This is a genomic window from Dokdonia sp. Asnod1-B02, from assembly GCF_045063955.1.
Taxonomy (GTDB): Bacteria; Bacteroidota; Bacteroidia; order Flavobacteriales; family Flavobacteriaceae; genus Dokdonia.
The window spans coordinates 2,319,176-2,335,741 of the sequence record NZ_JBEFNW010000002.1; the positions used below are offsets into that span (position 1 = coordinate 2,319,176).

Genomic DNA, 16,566 nt, shown 5'->3' on the forward strand with positions numbered 1-16,566 from the left:
CAATTATGTGGTCATTATCTCTGACACACGGATTAATTCTTTATTAATTTTAGTTTTACCTTTTATTGCTTCATCTAGTGGTGTAAGCTCCATCATATCATGAATGGTACCCACCATAAAATTACTTTTACCTTCTAGAAGTGACTCTACAGCCTTTACTCCCATCCTACTTGCAAGAACACGATCATAACACGTAGGAGAGCCTCCACGCTGCATATGTCCTAGTACAGATACTCGTACATCATATCCCTCCATATTCTCATCTACATAGTCTTTAAGTTCAAAAACAGATTTACCTATTTTATCACCTTCGGCTACTACTACAATACTTGAAGATTTTCCTGATATTTTAGAACGTTGTAACGATTCTACCAGTCTTTCTATTCCCATGTTTTCTTCAGGAATAAGAATTTCTTCTGCTCCTGCTCCTACTCCTGCATTAAGAGCGATGTGACCTACATCACGTCCCATCACTTCTACAAAGAAAAGTCTGTCATGCGAGTGTGCAGTATCTCGTATTTTATCTATTGCTTCTACTGCTGTATTAAGTGCTGTATCATATCCAAGGGTACGATCTGTACCTGTAATATCATTATCTATAGTTCCTGGAATACCTATTACTGGAAAATCAAACTCTTCACTAAAATGAAGTGCTCCTGTAAAAGTTCCATCACCGCCTATAACAACAAGTGCATCTATACCAGCCTTCACCATCTCGTTGTGTGCAATCTGTCTACCATCTTTTGTTCTGAAGCGTTGACACCTTGCAGATTTTAAAAAGGTTCCTCCTTTATTAATGATCCCTCGCACGCTTCTAGCGTCAAGAGGAATAAAGTCACCTTCAATCATTCCATCATAACCTCTGTAGATACCTACACAATCTATATTATGGTAGGCACAAGTACGCACTACAGAACGTACAGCAGCATTCATCCCTGGAGCATCTCCTCCAGAGGTCATAACTGCGATTTTGTTTATTTTTTTTGTCATATAAGAGCCAATAAAAATTAAATTTAGGAAACTTACCCTAGAAATATCAAGGAATTAGAGGGTATTTTGCGAGATTGTCAATTTCAAACGTTTTCGTTTGAAAAGTTTTTTCAGATTCTGAGAATTTGGAAGAAAAAATGAAGAAAATAGAAGAGGAATATTGGAAATACGCTTTCGCGAAAGCGTAAAAAAAGTCTAATTAGCGATTAAACTGTACTCCATCTGGAGCTATCTTGTTAGGAACGTCTTTTTCACCTTTGGCTTGCTCAACAGCTTCTTTTATTTTACCCTTAAAGATCTTACGAAGCAATTCTTTAAAGGTATTAAAATCTACCGCATACGATAATCCTACTCCTTGGGTATAACCTTCTGTTTCACCTATAAATTGAATATCCGTCTGGCGGTTGAAAACTTTGGCGCGAAGTGTACCATCTTCGTTTAAAAGAAAATCTATCTCCACATCTCCTACAATCACGCTCTCACTCACTCCGCCCGTAGGAACTCCTACCTTACCATTAATGAGTACACGGTTTGTAATCTGTGTAGAGAGCGTCACTCCCACTCTACCGGCCGACTGGACATCTAGTGTAGGGTCACGATCTGCTTGCACAAGATCAATACCTACGTCAAAAATACTGTCGTCATCATTAAAGAGTATTCCCGATAGAATAGATGACGTAGTCTCAAGTAAGTTATTTACCGCCGCCGAAGCCGTATTAATATCTGCCGAACTTAAAAAGGCTCCTTGAGATACTAGGGATATCGCATTAAGCTCCTTAGCATTTCTATCTTGAAGTAAAAACTCTAATTCTGAAACCACAGTACTACCTGCTCCAGGAAATTCTATATCAAAGGTAATGTCTGGCTTGAGTAGCTCACCATCTAGATTGATAACTACGTTTACAGGAATCTTTCTATTTACCGTAGAAGTTTGCAGTAACGTTCCCGGATTTGCTTGCGTTCTATAGATTGCGCTTACATCTAAGAGTGCTTTTGCTGGATCGCCATCCCAGCGTATGTTTGCATCTTGTTGTAATACAAAGTCCTTTGTAATAAAACCACCGTACCTAAAATTAAAGACTCCTTCGGTAGCAATAAAATCCCCGTTCATTATAAATTTACCGTTAGTATCTAGTTGTATCAGCAGTGTACCTACACCTCTACCCCTCAAAGTACTTCCGTTTGCTTTATCAACTACAACCTCCACTTCTGCATCTGGATCAATATCTAGGTCAAAGTTTACAGAAAGTCCTTTTACAGCCTCTGTAATTACTTGTACACCGTTAATGCGAGCTTCTTTTTCTTCTGGACTTAAAAATTTAATATAAGAGTTATCTCCTAATGCTTCAGAGTCATCAATAGGAATTTTAAAAGTTGTCCCTCTTGCTGTTTCTCCAAAAACATCAATTACCAAGTTATCTGTAGGTCCTTTTATAAAAGCCTCTCCTTCTAGAAATGCTGTACCATAATAAAGTGATTCTAGATCTTCTTCGGTATCTAGTACTGCAATTCTAGTTGCCGAAATCCCAAGATCAAGTTTCCAATCACTAAAAGACTTATGACTTATAGAACCATTGAGTGCTCCTAGCGTTTTATACTTTACATCTTCTAGCTGTATTGCTTCAAAAATGAATTGTTGCTTATTTAGTTTGACATTTGAAATGCCTTTGAAATCGTAATTTACATTTAAATAAGGAATGGCGATACCCGCATTTTCGAGTGTAAGATTCCCATTGATGTCAGGATTTCTATAATCGCCTATTACTTTGGCGTCTCCACTTGCCAGTCCTCTTATTTGATCTATGACTCCTTTACCCATTGGGTTAAATGGACTAAGATCTAATTCTTTGAGACCTACATCCATATCAATGTATGGCACTTTTCCAGATGCGTCTATACTACCATCTGCTGTTAAGGAACGGAGACCGTCACGCTCTAACTTAGACTTTATATTATACTTTGATAATGTTGCGTTACCTGTGACATTTAAGTCCAACTGACCAAGATTGGTCCCATTTACCGAAAAGTCTTTAATGGCTAGAGATGTATTAGGAAAATAAGCGCCATTCTTTTGTAAGATATCTAGTTTACCATTGATACGCCCTCCTAAATCAAGACTATCAAGATCTGGCGTTACCTTAGCAAGGTCAACATTTTTAAAATTTGCTTTGATATCCTTGTAGGTGCTATCTCTAAGCTGTCCTTTGAGATCAATACGTTCATCATTATGGCTCAGCACTAATGTATTAATATCGATATCTTTAAAATTATTATCAAAGACTACGCTGTTCTTTCTATCATTTTGCTCATTGATAAACCAAGGCTTTTCTTTAAAAATAATCTTTGATTTTTTAAAACCTAATACAGAGTTCCCTTCTGCATTTATCGTATGATATAGTGATAAATCAAAAGAATCGTCATTACGTTTACCACCCGTAAATTCTGACCTCATGAATAATGTATCCTTAAGGGTTACATTAATGAGGTTAAAATCTGACACCGCATAGAAACCAGCGTTTATACTATCTGCAGCTACGTAGGTATTAAATAAAGGGTTCTTATTATCTACACGTACCTCAATAGCCTCTGCCATATAACCAAAGGCATCTATCTTAGGCGACTTGAACGTAAGTTTGAATTCAGAATCATTTGCTACCACACTACCTCGTATGATTGTTTCTGGCTCAAAATCTAGCTCGGGAACAAATATGGCAACTATCTTATTATAGATAGTAAACTCAAAATCCATAAACTGGTCTTCAGTCAAGACCTCTGGCTGGTAGTTTGTATATAAACTCCCTATTGCATTTTTAAATAAGGGAACAACTTCATTAAATTTAAAAACACCACGTACCTCACCACTTATTATCTCTGTAGAGTTGATATCAATGGTGCGAATTTTTTTTGCGTCAAACTTTGATGTAATTTCAAAATCTTTAAAGCTGTAGGTATTGTTCTTATTTTGATAACTAGCATCTGCAAAGGATATTCTACCATATACATCTTCTACATTAGTACCCTTCATATCAATGATTACATTCCCCTTAAGGATAGAGATGCTATCATTAATAAAATTGAGCATTTTGAGATCTGCGTAGTCAATTTGAGCTTCAAGATCGTAGCTATTAAACTCTTTTGAGATATCTATTAATCCGTTAAGCTTTGCTTTTGCATTAGGATCATTGAGCAATAACTCTCCATCAAAAACTGGTGCTTTAAGATTTCCAAAAACCGTAATATTTTTATAAACGTAATTATTATAACCTATACTTTTAATACTTCCAGAGAGCTTCGTATTTATGTTTTCTTGTATAAAGCCCTTTCCTTCAACGTCCATGTCAAATGTGGCCTCCCCAAGCCGATTATCGTCTAGTAGTTTACCTAAGTTAAAGTTGTCAAACTTTACATTACCCTCATAGCCTGCATTATCTGCATCTCTTAATCCTTTGAGTACGAGATCTAGGGAAACATCTCCTAGGTTTGTAGTAATATTACCATCTGTAACCACTGTAGATAATGTAACCGTATTTGCACCACGAAAAGAAACTTGGCCTAATTTTGACATTTCTGGTGGTAAAGAAGAAAGCACGTCTGGTAGTAATCTTTTTAAGTCAAAATAATTCGTCTCAAGATTATTGTACGTTCCAGAAATTCTAAAGTCATCACCGCTTACTACTCCGTCAAAATAAACATCACCTTCTATCACAGAATTTCCTAATCCTGCTACTTTAAGATTTGGCACTCTAAAGTCGTTAAGATGTCCAGTTACATTCCCAGATATATCTAAATCAATGTCTGGAGCAATCTCTCTATAAAATGGACGTATATCATTAGTAGATATTTTAGCTTTCGCGAAAGCGGCCTCAACCTCCACTAGCGTATTAAAATCATCTAGCGCTCCATCTGAGGTATCTAACTTGATATCACCTTCAATAGCAGAAAAATCTGTTGTAAGTGAAAAATCTTTGAGCGTTATTAAATCTGGATCATAGTGAAAAGTTCCATCTAGGGATCTTATCTGGTAGCCTCTAATGGCGTCAAATGACAGTGACTCAATATGAGCATCTACAGAACTACTATTGAGATAAAAGTCTTCCCAATTAGTTGAAAGGTCTTGATAATCGAGTACTAAAGAGTTTTCTAAATCTCCATTTATATACATGAATCTACCTTCAGATATTGCCACATTATCTGAAGACATAATAAAAGCCTTTCCAGATTTAGGAGTATTTGTAGCAAACTGGCGAGAGAATAGCGTTAAGTTATCTGAGGCCTCACCTTTATACTTTGTGAGGTAAAAGTTTACACCTTCAAGTGTAATATCGCCCAGCTCCATATTATTATCTAGCACCTTCTGGACGCTATAGAGACTTGTAGCAAGCTCTCTCACGTAGATCATTGTATCTTGCTTATGGTCTTTAATTAATGTTCCTTTTACAAGGACATCTCCATTCCATTTTAGACCTACACGTTCTACTTGTATACTGGTACCGTAGGTATTATTTATGCGCTCCGTAACGCTCTTAGCAATTCGAGTTTGAACGCTGGGAAGAGAAAACAACAATAGAATGAGCCCAAAAAGCAAGAATAACACTAGAAGTGTGCGAAGTGCTATTTTTTTAAATTTCTTGATAGGGCTTATTGTTTTAACTTTGTACACTTACTGCAACATACGTGCCTTATGAATAATACGATTACTTCTACTTATATTCTTGCAATAGAATCATCTTGTGATGACACTGCTGCAGCTGTTTTACACAACGACAAGGTACTCTCAAATGTTGTTGCAAACCAAGACATTCATCAAGAATATGGAGGGGTAGTTCCAGAGCTTGCTTCACGTGCACATCAACAAAATATTGTTCCCGTTGTAACGGCTGCTTTACGCAAGGCAAATATCGATAAAAATCAGCTAAGCGCTATAGCTTTTACAAGCGGTCCAGGCTTATTAGGATCTTTACTTGTAGGTACCTCTTTTGCTAAGTCGTTTGCTATGGGTCTGGATATACCTCTTATTGATGTTAATCATATGCAAGCACACATTCTAGCTCATTTTATTGATGAAGAAGACTATAGTAAACCTACATTTCCCTTTCTAGGAGTTACTATCTCTGGAGGTCACACACAAATTGTACGTGTAGATGATTACTTCACCATGGAGGTTATAGGGCAAACTATAGACGACGCCGTAGGCGAAGCATTTGATAAAAGTGCAAAAATCTTAGGCTTACCCTATCCTGGAGGACCATTAATTGATAAATATGCACAATTAGGAGACCCAAAGGCCTTTCCTTTTACAAAACCTAAAGTAGGCGGACTGGACTTCAGCTTTAGTGGTCTTAAAACGCAAATCATGTATTTTGTACAGAAGCAACAGCTAGCAGATCCAAGTTTTATAGATAATCGTCGTGATGATGTTTGTGCTTCCATTCAATATACTATTGTCAATATTTTAATGGATAAAATCAAAAAAGCTGTAAAAGAAACTGGCATCACTCAGATTGCAATAGGTGGTGGCGTTTCAGCAAATAGCGGAATACGCAGCGCGTTAAAAGCATCTGAGTCTAAATATGGATGGACTACTTATTTACCAAAATTTCAATACACCACAGATAACGCAGCAATGATAGGAATTGTGGGTTATTTAAAATACAATGAGCTATCTGAGAAAAACGCATATCAAGACCTTGGTATTAGTGCTCAATCACGATTAAAAATATAAGAATGCAGTTATTTTATAGTGAGACATTAACAATAGATAGCGATACTTATACCCTACCCAAAGAAGAAAGTAAGCACGTAATACGTGTATTACGTAAAAAAACTGGTGACACCATTCACCTCACTAACGGACAGGGGTATCTTTTTAATGCAATTGTGGCAGAAGAAAATCCTAACAAATGTAGATTGCAAATAGAAAGTTATAGTTATGAAGAGCCTAGAGATTATAAACTTCACCTAGCTGTTGCACCCACAAAACTTAATGATCGCTTTGAGTGGTTTTTAGAGAAAGCTACAGAAATAGGTATTACAGAGATTACTCCACTACTTTGTGATCATAGTGAACGCAAGGTTATAAAAGAAGAGCGTTTCATGAAGATTATTCAGAGTGCTATGAAGCAATCACTGCACTATCATCTTCCTATCTTGCATCCGCTCACGTCATTTTCAGAGTTTGTGGAGCATCGCAGTATAGAAAACACGTTTATTGCCCACTGTGAAGATCTTAAAAAAGAGTCACTTAAAGATTATCTCAAACCTCATAATTCATACACCATACTCATAGGTCCAGAAGGCGATTTTTCTACTGCCGAAATTGAACTTGCTCTCAAGCAAGGTATTACTCCTGTGTCTCTTGGTAATAGTCGTTTACGCACAGAGACAGCAGCTGTAGTTGCTTGTCACAGCGTCGCTTTTGTAAATGAGTAATCACTTGCATTTGTACTTAAAACACTAGAGCAAAGCCCAGATTTTGTAAATTCAAATATTAATGGTTTATTTGCTTCCTGCGTCTCCACAAGAGATAAAGGCCCAACCTATTATTAATCAAAAGATTAGATAAAATTGCGTGATTTTGTCAAGATGGTTGCACCCTTTATCCCGGCGTTTATAAGCGTTTGCGGAGGCATTACTATGATGATAAGTTTAAAGTTATTTTTTACAAATGACCATCTAGCTGAGCTCAAAAACATACTTCTTTTACTCTTATTTTTGAGTTCTATTCTTGTTGTCGTTCTTCTTGGTTTTATTCTTTCAAAAACAGCCCGTCTTAAGTTTTCTGGAGATTCATTATCTCAAGAGATACAAAAATTGACACAGCAAGTTCACTATTTTAGAGATATTGCAGATATTCTTTTAAGATCATCCGTGTGGGCACCAGGGCTTAAAGAATACATTGACGAGGAATTCTCAAGTCTCAATTACTTTTTAGTCAAAGAATTCTACAAAGGAAGATCTAAACTAGCTTTAGAATATATTGAAGAGAAAGATCGCTACGGAGAAACAGAAATACTTTACCTAGAAACCAAAGCATTACTTCTCAATGACCCTAGTAAGAGCAGTGTAAAAGGCTACATGAATCCTAAAGAATATGATGTGCGTATGCTCAAAAAGTGGACTGAGCATAAAGTCGGAATGGGCTGGAACCATTACTTTGGATTTAAATATAATCAGTTTAAAGAAGAACTGGATATACATCGTGTGTATGAACGTCATCAAGAAAGAATTTTAAAGTATGCTATACAGCTAGACCCCATAAGATATAGAGGAATGGGATTTAGTGAAGAACTTATTTCAAAACTTGGGATGCACTTATCTGAGGAAGTATTACCTCAATTACTAAGCCTTACATCGCAGTCTGTGCGCAAGGTTCCCAAAGTTATCACGGTTGCATATATACTCATTGTATTGCTCGTTATGTTTGGCGTAATTCAACCTACCATTACACTTCTTTTCGGATTACATGTAGTTTTCGGTTTTATATCTATAACAGTTGTAGTGAGCATAATTTTCTTTTTAATGCTGTCTATATACCCTTTTGTAAAACGCGAAATTAATGGTTGATTTACGCTTTCGCGAAAGCAAAACAAACCTACTTAACCCGTATCTTTGCACTCAAAATAAATTGCTGTTTTAAATGCACCTTCTAGGTTTTTAAAAATGCTACTACCTAGAAGTTTATGTCAAAATTACCCAAAGCACACAAATTTGTTGACCTTTCTGATTATGGCCGAAGCATTGCTCGTCGTATCGCTTTTTCTCTAAAACACACGGCTGCTACGCCTGTACAAGTAACGTACTCTTTTGTAGTAAGTGGCATTATTGCTATTATTTGTATTACAAAAGGATATTACTTTTGGGCTGCATTTTTCCTGATTCTAAAATCAATTCTTGACGCAGCAGACGGCGAACTCGCGAGAATTAAAAACACTCCTTCATACACGGGAAGATATTTAGATTCGATATCTGATATTCTTTTGAACGCTGCTATCCTTTACACTATAGGATTCATAACTGACACTAGTTTATACTGGACGGTACTTGCTTTTTTTTGCATCCAGCTGCAAGGAACATTATATAATTACTATTATGTGATATTGCGCAGCAAGCTTGATGGCGACACCACAAGTCGTATTATAGAAATAGGAATTCCTAAGGCGTTGCCAGGAGAGCAGCAAAGTACTGTTACATTTTTATATAAAACATACAGAGTGTTGTATGGCGCATTTGACGCTATTATTTATAAGCTGGACCCTAAGGCAGAGAAAGGGTCTATTACACCTAACTGGCTCATGACAATAGTTTCTACTTTTGGTCTAGGTTTTCAATTATTATTAATTGCATTGTTTCTTGTGGTTGGGCTTGCAGACTATATCATTCCTTTTTTTATAGCATATTCTATTATGATCCCTATTCTAATAGTAACTAGAATGACCGTTACAAGCGAAGAGTAACACCTGTTTCTACAAATCAAAAAGCCCAGCTATTAAATATAGCTGGGCTTTTTAATTAACTAATAAGGTATGTTATAAACGGTACCCTATACTCAATGTAATGTATTGATTAGTTCCTGATCCATTTACAAGGAAGTTATCTCCATTCACAAGGCTATTATTATCTGCTTGTGGATCTCCTTCTCCAGGAGTATATGGTAAACGTACCGCTGCATCGTCTTCAAAAACCTCTAAGAATCCTTTTGTAAAGCGAGCTTCTACAAAGATGCTCTCGTTAAAGTGATATCCTATACCACCAAATGCAGAAAAGTCAAATGATTTGTAATTTTCTGATTGCTCATAAAATGAAATCTTAAGTCCTGCTTGTGGTCCTGCAATAAGAAAAAGTCTATTAAGATTAAGACGTAATCCTAAAGGGATTTGTAAAAAATCATAACGAACACCTTCATACTTGTTTCCTTGTGATGCAAAAGCAAATTCTGGCTGAAAGCTTAATTTGTTAGTTACTGGAATTTCTGCAAGAAATGCAACTGCAAATCCGTAGCGGCCTTCATCTATTGAATTAAAAGGCGCAATAGCCGGGTCACCATCTAAACCTGTATTTACGATAGTGTACTCTAGATTGCTTATTTCACTCACACTCAATCCTGCTTTAAAGCCAAAACGTACGCCTTGTGCAAAAAGCTGTGTGCTACATAAAAATGCAAAAAAGATGATAGATAGTACTATTTTTTTCATAATTAAAAGATATTCGTCATTAGTAAATAGAGATAACGTTGGGAACCTCAGGGTATAAAGATAAATTGTATAAATCAGTTTTCTATAGTAAAATAACAAAACCAAGTAAATAAACTATAAAAAACAAATTACACCCGATAACGAACACGATTTGCTCTAAAGTCTATAGCCTATTCCCAATTGAATCACAGCATTTTTACCTTCTAAGCCAGAAAATCGAGTCTCACCAGCGTTATCAAAAGTAAAATTGTTGTTGTCTTGAAAGATATCTGTGAGACCGTAAGTATATCTTGCTTCAATAAAAATATTAGAATCAAAGATATATCCTAAACCTCCAAATGCAGAAGCTTCAAAGTTTGAAAATATTCCAGACTTGTTAGGATCCCATACTTTTACACCTACTTGTGGTCCAGCATTAATATACAGATTACTTAAATTAAGTTTCAATCCTAAAGGAAGGTTTAAGTAATCTAAGCGAAAACTTTCTAAATTCTTTCCTTGTTGTGAGAAGATAAATTCTGGCATAAAACTCAACTTCTCTGAGATAGGAATATCCACTAGAAAACCTACAAAATAACTTGTGCGCTTACCGTCAAGTTGGTTTTCAATTCTCTCTGCTGCAGAGCTACCATCATTGTCAAAAGATAATCCATTTACATCTGCAAAATTCACACCTGCTTTAAATCCAGAAGTAACTTGAGCGTTGATGGAAAAAAAAGATAAAAGAAACAGTCCTGTAATAAAAAATAACGATTTTTTCATGAGCTAATGTTTTGTAATTCTAGGTTTTACGAGCAAATATACATTAATTTTTAAATTCTCATTATGAATTGTTTGAATGATACAAACTCTTAATAATACCATCTGCAAGTCCAATTTTCGGTACAATAATCTGTTTTGCTTTTGATGATTTCATTGCTTGTAAATAGATACGCAATGCAGGAATTATTACGTCTGCGCGGTCAGGATTGAGTTCTAATTTGATAATACGCTCATCATAACTCATATTTTGAAGCTCTTTATATAATTGCGTTAGAAAGAGGTATGATAATGTTTTACCTGGCTTTTTTGCACTTAACTTAAATACCTTATTTATGTTTCCACCAGATCCTATAAGGTCTATATGATCATAGTTTGCGCATTTTAAAGCAATCCATTTTTGCATAATATCCCAATCTTCTTGCGAGACGAGATCATTTAACAATCGTACAGTTCCTATTTTAAACGATCTAGATGCAATCATACTACCCATGTGATAGATGGTTATCTCTGTGCTCCCTCCTCCTACATCTACGTAGATGTATGTTCGGTCTTCCTTAATAAAACTATTAAGATCTGTAGCTGCTATAATTTTTGCCTCTTCCTCGCCGTCTATGATATCTATAGTAATGTTTGTTTTTTTCTTTAACGCTTTCGCGAAAGCAAAACCATTACGAGCATCTCTCATCGCACTTGTAGCACAAGCTCTATATTCAAGCACTTGATGAGCATTCATAAGTAACCTAAAAGCTTTCATGGCATCCTCCATGCGCTCTTGATTCTTTGCAGAAATCTCTCCGTTAATAAAAACGTCTTCCCCAAGCCTAATAGGCACACGAACTAACGCATTTTTTCTAAATAGCGTAGGACCATTTTCTTGCTCAATAATGTTTGCTATAAGTAGACGTATTGCATTAGAACCTATATCTATTGCGGCATATTTTTTTATGGTAAGCACTATAATTGAGAGAGTTTATTTACATAATAATCATAAGTAGCAAATTGTGATCTTATTACTGGCTTATCATCCTTTTTGTATCTGTTATCCATCTCTTTATTGAGTACACGTGCTTTTACGTTATCACTCCACGCAATTTCATGTGTTTCTATTATTTCTTTCTTAACATCCTCATCATAAATAGGCACAGTTACCTCTACTCTATTATCAAGATTGCGGCTCATCCAGTCTGATGAAGAGATAAAAACCTTCTCCCATCCCGGCTCTCCAAAAATGTAGACTCTTGTATGTTCTAAGAATTTATCGATAACACTAATAATTTCGATGTTTTCACTCATACCTGGTACACCTGGAATAAGACAGCATACACCACGTACAATCATCTTTATCTTTACACCAGCATTACTTGCCTCGTAAAGCTTGTCGATGATTTCATAATTAGAGATACTGTTAAGCTTTAATCGTATTAAACCATTACCGCCATTTTTGACAACCTCGATTTGCTCTTCAATGAGCCTGTACATCTTGTTTCTCGAGTAGTGTGGCGCTACAACGAGGTGCTTATATTTATTTACGATGTAATTAGTATCAAAGAAGTTAAAGAGCTTGCTTAAATCCTTTAGTATTTCCTTGTTTGCCGTAAAGAGCGTATAATCTGTATAAATACGTGCTGTAGCATGGTTAAAGTTTCCAGTACTTATAAAGCCATATCTTACGATCTTCCCTTCTTCTTCTCTATCAATCACGCAGACTTTACTATGCACTTTTAAGCCAGGAACGCCAAAGATGAGGCGTACGCCTTCGTCTTGCATTTTCTTGGCATAACGCATATTTGATTCTTCGTCAAAACGTGCTCGAAGTTCGATCTGTACCGTTACTTCTTTTCCATTTTGAGCAGCATTTATAAGTGCACTTGCAATACTTGATAATTTTGCAAGTCTATAAATGGTTATTTTAATAGATCTCACCTTTGGGTCTAAGGCTGCTTCTCTCAAAAACTTGATGGTATAAGAGAAACTCTGGTAAGGTGTGTATTGTAAAAAATCTTTTTTAGCCACGACAGAAAAAAGACTATCCTCTAAACTTATTCCCGGTATAGGTAAGGGCTTTACGCTTGGGTAATACAGCTCCTGTCTATTAAACGAAGGAAAGTTCATATAATCCTTTCGGTTGTGGTAACGACCTCCAGGTATGATACTATCTTTACGTTTAATCCCTAATTTATCTAGTAGAAACTGTAACGTTTCTTTTTCTATAGTTTTATCAAATACAAAGCGCACAGGCTCTCCATCTTCTCGCCCTTTTACACTTCTTGTGAGCTTCTCTAAGAAACTTTTACCTAAATCAGACTCTATGTCAAGTTCTGCATCACGTGTAATTTTAATCATATGAGCAGTGATACTGTCATAATCAAAAATGCTGAAGATGGTATCAAGATTGTACCTAATCAAATCATCTAGCATCATGATGTAATCCTTATCATCCACCTGAGGCAATACTACAAAACGATCTATTGTACTTGGTATCTCTAAAAGTGCATAGAGTGGCTTTTTTGTATCTGTAAGCACCATTTTGACCATTAGATAGGCATCAAGGTCTTGTATACGTGGTAGCTCTACATCTTCTCTCAGTATGATGGTCTCAACAGCTAGAGATACTTGATCTGTAAAGAAGTCTTTAATAAATGTTTTATGCTCCGGAAGCGTAATCTCATTTTCCGTGAGCATGTAAATATTTTCTCCTTCTAGCTTCTTGTAGATATCCTCAAGAATCTTGAGACTTTCTGTTTGCTGCTCTATAACGACCTCCGTAATTTTACCTAGTAGTTCCTCGGCAGAGTAAACTCCTAAGGCTTTTCTTCCCGTCTTTCCTGCATCTACAATTCTACGTACGGTAGCATATCGTACTCTAAAGAACTCGTCTAGGTTGTTTGAAAAAATACCTAAAAAACGAAAGCGCTCAATAAGTGGTACATTTTCATCTGCAGCTTCTTGTAATACCCTAGCGTTAAATTGCAACCAACTCAACTCACGGTTTATATATCTATTTTCGTCTGTTTGTGTCATTACTATAATTCTTTAGGAGCTTTGTAATAAATCGTCTTTCCTTTTTTAAGGTCTTTCCAGCTATCAATATCAAAAGTTATTGCTGTAAATGCAGCTGTAGAAACATTATCTACAGTTTCATTTCCATACGTATTAACAACATTAGTCATTGCATTATTATGCCCAAAAACCATTAAACAATCAACCTCATCACTCACATTACGTATCACCTCAACCAGATCTTCGCCCGCAAAGTCATACATTTTATAATCGAGTACTATATTCTTATCATTAATTCCATATGCTTGGGCAAAATATACCGCAGTAGTTTTTGCTCTTAACGCATCACTACTCATCATAAGATCTGGCTTAGGCATTGTTTCCGAAATATGGGCTGCCATAGCAGGTGCATCTTCTAGACCTCTCTCATTGAGCGGTCGCTCATGATCTATAACATCAAATTTCCAACTTGATTTTGCGTGTCTTACGAGGTAGAGTGTTTTCATATTATGAAGCTAGTCTTTCTTTAATCCACTGGTTGTCTTCTAGTCTGTAGCGTATTCTATCATGCAAACGGCTAGGTCTACCTTGCCAGAATTCAATAGATATAGGTTTTACAATATAACCACCCCAGTGCGCTGGACGTGGTATATCTTTACCCTCATAAGTGGCTTTAAGTGCTTTCATCTTATCCTCTAGCACTTCTCTCCCAGCAATTACACTACTTTGATCAGATACCCACGCGCCTAACTGGCTATCCTTAGGTCTCGCGTTAAAATAAGTATCAGATCGCTCCGTACTTACTTTTTCTATATCACCTTTGATAATCACTTGACGCTCTAGATTAGGCCAGAAAAAAGAAATTCCCACTTTATTGTGGTGAGCAATACTTTCACCTTTCTCGCTTGTGTAGTTTGTGTAAAAAATAAAACCATCTGCATCTAGTTCTTTGAGAAGAACTATTCTTGATTTTGGAAAACCGTCTGTTCCCAAAGTGGCAACAGTCATCGCATTCGGTTCGGCAACACCGCCGGCGTCTTCAACTTCCTTAAACCAAGTTTTAAATTGGTCCATAGGGTTTAAAGCCGAGTTTTCTAATAGCAACTCGCCTTTCTCGTATGATTTTCTGTAGTCGTGTAAGTCTCTGTTCATTGCAGTAAATGTACGAAGACCGAGGTGAAGATAAAAGTTAGAATTAGTTCAGAATTCGTAAAAATGAACTAAAATATACTCTTCAAAAGATAAAAATTTTGAGGTGCACGCTTTCGCGAAAGCGTACTTCTACTTCCTCATGAACCTTTTTTTAATTAAAAGTTTTCTCACTTTATCATTATGCTTTCTAATACGTGTAAACTCTTCATAATCCATGTCCTCATCATCTACTCCTGATGCAGCAAACTGACCTTCAAAGTTCTCTAGCATCTCCACACGATCTGTATAGATGTTATAACGACGGTGCTCTGTAAATCCATCTGCTTGTAAGAAATACTCACACATATACTGATCTTCTAGCATAAACATCTTAAAAGTAATGCTTATGTTTCCTTTTACAGAAGTAGATCCATAGATGGTATTTATCTTTTTAAGCTGCGTGTCTGGGCTTACTAAAAATAGGTTACGAGGTATCAAAATATCAAAATGCTCTTGCAACTTTGCTAATACTGGTTTTGCTATTTTCTTAATTTCTTCTTCCATCATAACGCTTTAAAATGTAAATTCTTTACCATCGTCTCCTAATAAGACATTCTCAAAATGAGGTCTAGCTTCTTCTATAAATAGATTCAAATCTCCATATCTAATGGAATAATGACCTAACACTAAACTTCCCACCTCTGCCTTTGCCGCAATCTGCGCTGCTTGTGCCGCCGTACTGTGACCAGTAGGTTTACACAAATGTGCATGACTTTCTAAAAAAGTCGCCTCATGATATAACACGGTAGCTCCTTTAATTTGTGTAGCGATTGCTTCTTTATAAGCCGTATCACTACAATAGGCATAGCTCTTAGGCTTAGATGGGTCAAAGGTAAGCTTATCATTAGGGATAAGCGTTCCATCATCTAAAGTAATATCACCACCTTGCTTAATTTTTGAGTAATAAGCCTTATCAATCTCATAATTAAGGCAGGCATTTATGTCTAGTTTACGCTCTCCTGGCTTTTCTTGAAAGTAAAAGCCATTTGTATAAATGCGATGTTTAAGCGGTATCGTGGTTACAGTAACCTCATCATCCTCATAAATTACCGTAGGTTCTTTACTTGTGATCTCAACAAATCGCAGAGGATAACTTGTAAATCCTTGCGTGATTTTTAATTGTAAGAGTATAATTTCTTTAAGCCCTTTAGGACCATAAATAGTGAGCGGTGCTGTTCTTTTAAGAAGACTAAAGGTGGTAATCACTCCCATTAGTCCAAAAAAGTGATCTCCGTGTAAATGCGATATAAATATGTGCTTTATACGAGAAAACTTAATCTTGTTACGGCGCAGTGCAACCTGTGTACCCTCTCCACAATCTATAAGAAATAAGTGATTACGTATGTCTAAAACTTGTGAGGTAGGATTTTTAAAAGAGCTGGGCGCTGCTGCATAACAACCTAAAATAGTAAGATGTAGATTGCTAGACATA

General features: G+C 36.2%; 14 protein-coding genes. 4 read left to right on the forward strand and 10 right to left on the reverse strand.

The features are described 5' to 3' along the window. Nucleotides 1–3 precede the first annotated feature (3 nt). Together pfkA and ACJJVU_RS10530 are read right to left on the reverse strand one after the other, a co-directional pair. Nucleotides 4–990: a 6-phosphofructokinase gene (gene pfkA / locus ACJJVU_RS10525; protein ID WP_339844802.1), complete on the reverse strand. Its 987-nt coding sequence runs from the start codon at nt 988–990 to the stop codon at nt 4–6. A gap of 199 nt (nt 991–1,189) precedes the next feature. Continuing rightward, nucleotides 1,190–5,650: a translocation/assembly module TamB domain-containing protein gene (locus ACJJVU_RS10530; protein WP_405225097.1), complete on the reverse strand. Its 4,461-nt coding sequence runs from the start codon at nt 5,648–5,650 to the stop codon at nt 1,190–1,192. 21 nt (nt 5,651–5,671) lie between these two features. On the opposite strand from ACJJVU_RS10530, the gene tsaD reads away from it, so the two are divergent. From tsaD to ACJJVU_RS10550, 4 genes are all read left to right on the forward strand, one after another. After that, complete coding sequence (gene tsaD, locus ACJJVU_RS10535) at nt 5,672–6,712, forward strand: tRNA (adenosine(37)-N6)-threonylcarbamoyltransferase complex transferase subunit TsaD (RefSeq protein WP_405225100.1); 1,041 nt, start codon at nt 5,672–5,674, stop codon at nt 6,710–6,712. 2 nt (nt 6,713–6,714) lie between these two features. After that, nucleotides 6,715–7,419: a 16S rRNA (uracil(1498)-N(3))-methyltransferase gene (locus ACJJVU_RS10540; RefSeq protein WP_405225103.1), complete on the forward strand. Its 705-nt coding sequence runs from the start codon at nt 6,715–6,717 to the stop codon at nt 7,417–7,419. Between the two features lie 204 nt (nt 7,420–7,623). Continuing rightward, nucleotides 7,624–8,553, forward strand: a complete 930-nt coding sequence (locus ACJJVU_RS10545) for a hypothetical protein (protein ID WP_405225106.1) — start codon at nt 7,624–7,626, stop codon at nt 8,551–8,553. A gap of 116 nt (nt 8,554–8,669) precedes the next feature. Beyond that, the gene (locus ACJJVU_RS10550; RefSeq protein ID WP_405225109.1) at nt 8,670–9,443 is read left to right on the forward strand and encodes a CDP-alcohol phosphatidyltransferase family protein; all 774 of its coding nucleotides are present in this window, start codon (nt 8,670–8,672) and stop codon (nt 9,441–9,443) included. 72 nt (nt 9,444–9,515) lie between these two features. Here the strand turns inward: ACJJVU_RS10550 and ACJJVU_RS10555 are convergent, their stop codons facing one another. The 8 genes from ACJJVU_RS10555 to ACJJVU_RS10590 all read right to left on the reverse strand — a co-directional run bounded on the left by ACJJVU_RS10555 (nt 9,516) and on the right by ACJJVU_RS10590 (nt 16,565). Beyond that, the gene (locus tag ACJJVU_RS10555) at nt 9,516–10,181 is read right to left on the reverse strand and encodes an outer membrane beta-barrel protein (RefSeq protein WP_298324594.1); all 666 of its coding nucleotides are present in this window, start codon (nt 10,179–10,181) and stop codon (nt 9,516–9,518) included. Nucleotides 10,182–10,337: 156 nt separating this feature from the next. Beyond that, nucleotides 10,338–10,943, reverse strand: coding sequence for a porin family protein (locus ACJJVU_RS10560; RefSeq protein WP_405225113.1), 606 nt, complete (start codon nt 10,941–10,943; stop codon nt 10,338–10,340). 61 nt (nt 10,944–11,004) lie between these two features. Beyond that, nucleotides 11,005–11,898 carry a Ppx/GppA phosphatase family protein gene (locus ACJJVU_RS10565; RefSeq protein WP_405225116.1) on the reverse strand — a complete coding sequence of 298 codons (894 nt, stop codon included), beginning with the start codon at nt 11,896–11,898 and terminating at the stop codon, nt 11,005–11,007. Then, nucleotides 11,898–13,964: a polyphosphate kinase 1 gene (ppk1, locus tag ACJJVU_RS10570; RefSeq protein WP_405225119.1), complete on the reverse strand. Its 2,067-nt coding sequence runs from the start codon at nt 13,962–13,964 to the stop codon at nt 11,898–11,900. Before ppk1 ends, ACJJVU_RS10565 begins: the two co-directional genes overlap by 1 nt. 2 nt (nt 13,965–13,966) lie before the next feature. After that, complete coding sequence (locus ACJJVU_RS10575; RefSeq protein WP_405225122.1) at nt 13,967–14,449, reverse strand: SixA phosphatase family protein; 483 nt, start codon at nt 14,447–14,449, stop codon at nt 13,967–13,969. A gap of 1 nt (nt 14,450) precedes the next feature. Then, nucleotides 14,451–15,095 (reverse strand): pyridoxamine 5'-phosphate oxidase, encoded by a 645-nt coding sequence (gene pdxH, locus ACJJVU_RS10580; protein WP_405225125.1) that lies wholly within the window; start codon nt 15,093–15,095, stop codon nt 14,451–14,453. Nucleotides 15,096–15,224: 129 nt separating this feature from the next. Further along, the gene (locus ACJJVU_RS10585; RefSeq protein ID WP_298324579.1) at nt 15,225–15,641 is read right to left on the reverse strand and encodes a hypothetical protein; all 417 of its coding nucleotides are present in this window, start codon (nt 15,639–15,641) and stop codon (nt 15,225–15,227) included. A 6-nt stretch (nt 15,642–15,647) separates the two neighbouring features. Continuing rightward, entirely contained in the window at nt 15,648–16,565 is a 918-nt protein-coding gene (locus ACJJVU_RS10590; RefSeq protein WP_339844827.1) for a ribonuclease Z, read from the reverse strand. Between the last annotated feature and the right edge of the window lies 1 nt (nt 16,566).